The organism is Okeania sp. SIO2B9, assembly GCF_010672505.1.
Taxonomy (GTDB): Bacteria; Cyanobacteriota; Cyanobacteriia; order Cyanobacteriales; family Microcoleaceae; genus Okeania; species Okeania hirsuta.
In genome coordinates this window covers 1-2,984 of the sequence record NZ_JAAHGK010000974.1, presented here as the reverse complement: position 1 = coordinate 2,984, position 2,984 = coordinate 1, and the positions used below count along the sequence as shown (strand labels likewise).

Here is a 2,984-nt window from a genome sequence, read left to right as displayed (position 1 = left end):
AAGGAACAGGAGAAGAAAGTTTTTTATAACTAATTAAACGGACATGATATAAGAAAAAAATTTATACCATGCCAAACACCTTAAATATTTGTAGCAAACATTTATAAAAATGGTATAACTTGATTTACTGGACATCATCTCATACCATTTTGAAAAAAGAATGTTACGAATAATAAGTGTGATTAAAAGACTTGACAGGAGATGTCCCTTTGATAAAAAAAGAGAATTTCAGACCTAAAAACTGGTGTTGAAGCCATTTATTCTGACTCCTGACTCCTAATAAAAAGGCTAGTCATTTGTAGCAAAAATTTATCAAATTCGTATAAACCTAAAACTAATTTAAAATTAATTAACTGACGATAAGTAAATGCTAAAACAAAATATAACAAAAGTTTCTATACTGATCGGCGTTTCTATCAGTGCTTTGTTACTAGGAATTTTTCTACCAGAACTGACAAACAATAACAAAAGTATCTCTCAAAACACAATCCAAAATCAGAAGCTCAACCCGGAGCTAGATGTAACAAATTTTGTATCACTTCCACCCCAGCAACGAAGGAGTAAACTGGAAGATGCTATTGAGACAGGAAAATCTCTAAATAGCAGTAGGGCACGTTATATGCTAGCTAATGATTTAATGCAACAGGGAGAAGTAGAGTCGGCGATCGCTCAACTTAAGAATTTAGACCAAGAATATACAGTTCTAGCACCATATGCGTTCTTAAAACGGGCGCAAGCTTATGAATTAACCGGGGATGTTGAGAAAGCACAAAAAGCTTGGTCAGAATTATTAGCAACCTATCCAGAAGAACCAGTGATGGCAGAAGCTTTGTATGTCCTAGGAAAACAAACGCCGGAATATTGGGATGAAGCGATCGCTAAATTTCCCGCTCACCCCACTACAGTAAAAATTGCTCAAGAAAAACTGAAGCAAAATCCTAATCAACCTCAATTGTTATTGCTCATTGCTAAATATGGTTTTCATGTGCCCGAATATGGAACAGTATTGGAACAACTGAGAACAAAATATGCCTCCCAGTTAACTCCTGAAGATTGGGAAATGATTGCTTTTGGATATTGGGAAAAGCAGGATTATCCTACAGGTGGCCTGGCATATCAGAAAGCACCCAAAACACCCAAAAATCTATATCGTTATGCTAGGGGTTTATGGTTAGGGAGAAAAACTAAGGAGTCCCGCGAAGCTTACAAAACATTAATTAATCAGTTTCCCGATGGGGGAGAAGATACAGCTTTGGGTTTGATTCGTTTGTCGAGACTGGTCGATCCAAAAGAAGCAATAGTTTATCTCGACAGGGTAATTGCTAATTTTCCTAGCCATGCTGCCGAAGCTATGCTTGATAAGTCTAAGTTACTCGATCAACTGGAGTCTGCTAAGTCAGCTTCACAGGTACGTCAACAGTTGTTGAGTGAGTATAAGAATTCTGATGCGGCTGCTAAATTACGCTGGGAGTTGGCCGAAAAAGCTGCTGAGGGGGGCAATTTACAAGTGGCTTGGAAGTGGGCACAAGAGTTAACTGCGAATAATCCTGATAGTGAGTTAGCACCACAAGCAGGATTCTGGGTAGGTAAGTGGGCACAGCAACTTGGGCAGACAGAGGATGCTAAAAAGGCTTTCGAGTATATGATTTTACGCTACCCCCACTCTTACTATGCTTGGCGATCGGCGGTGATGTTGGGTTGGCCTGTGGGTGATTTTATTACTGTTCGTTCTCTATCTCCAAAGGTTGTACATACTAAAAAGCGAGATCCGCTGCCTTTTGGTTCTGACACATTGCGAGAACTATATCAGATCGGTCAAGACCGGGATGCTTGGAAACAATGGCAGGTAGAATTTGAATACCGGATGAGTCCAACTGTTGCTCAACAGTATACTGATGGTGTGTTAAGGATTGGTATAGGAGATAATTTAGATGGTATTTGGATGCTTACTAGCTTGAGCAAACGGGAAAAACCAGAGGAGATAGCTGAGTATAAAGCATTAAAGGAAAAGCCTACTTATTGGCAAACTTTGTATCCTTTTCCTTATTTGGAAACTATTGTGAAATGGTCTAACAAACGACAGTTAAATACTGTGTTAGTTACTGCTTTAATTCGTCAAGAATCTCGTTTTATGCCGAAGATAAAATCGGTAGTTGGTGCTACGGGGTTAATGCAAGTTATGCCAGAAACGGGTAAGGAGGCAGCTAAGAATATTAATCTTGTGAGCTATGATTTAGAGAATGTGAATGATAATGTTAATCTAGGTACTTATTACTTAGATTTTACTCATCAAGAGTACAAGGATAATTCGATGTTAGCAGTGGCGAGTTATAATGCTGGACCGAATGCTGTGAGTAGTTGGTTAAAGCGCTTTGGATTTAATGATGCTGATGCTTTTGTGGAGAAAATTCCTTATCCTGAAACCAGGGGTTATGTGGAGTCTGTCTTTGAAAATTATTGTGGTGCGGGTTTCCTCCGACTACGACCCCGGCACCGGGCCGATCGTCAACACGTTCACCGCCATCGGCGACAACGGCACCCCGGAGCAGGCATCCAACTCGGTGTCGGTCCCCGTGGTCAACGAACCGCAGTGGGAGGTCTCAAAGTCGACCCCCAACCTCGGGAACGCCAACCCGTCGGTCGGCGACACGGTCGACTACCAGGTCGAGCTGTGTGGCTCCTCGGTCGGCAACGTGGAACTGCCCGAGTATGAACTGGTCGACAGCTTCCCGGTCGGGGCCACCGTGGTCGACGCCGACGGCGGCACCGTCGACGCCGTCAACGGCACGATCTCCTGGACCGTACCGGCCGTCACCCAGGCCACGCTTGGGGCCAGCGCCCCCAGCAGCTTCTGCTACGAGTTCAACGTTGCGATACAGAATTAAAGATAAATTTATTTATTTAAAAACAGAAACAAAAACTCCTGTTGATTACAAAGTAAAAGGATCTTTTGGATCCTTTTGTTTGCGAACGCGAGCGCGAGC

General features: G+C 42.4%; 2 protein-coding genes. Both read left to right on the top strand.

The window, feature by feature from the left end:
- Positions 1-367: 367 nt before the first annotated feature.
- Positions 368-2,713: a transglycosylase SLT domain-containing protein gene (locus tag F6K13_RS26200; RefSeq protein ID WP_287288873.1), complete on the top strand. Its 2,346-nt coding sequence runs from the start codon at positions 368-370 to the stop codon at positions 2,711-2,713.
- Complete coding sequence (locus F6K13_RS26195; protein ID WP_287288871.1) at positions 2,694-2,885, top strand: hypothetical protein; 192 nt, start codon at positions 2,694-2,696, stop codon at positions 2,883-2,885. The genes F6K13_RS26200 and F6K13_RS26195 overlap by 20 nt, the downstream gene beginning before the upstream one ends.
- Positions 2,886-2,984: the final 99 nt, after the last annotated feature.

Excerpts from the sequence above, each read along its gene's own strand:
- F6K13_RS26200 (WP_287288873.1), top strand. The coding sequence starts at position 368 with ATGCTAAAACAAAATATAACAAAAGTTTCTATACTGATCGGCGTTTCT.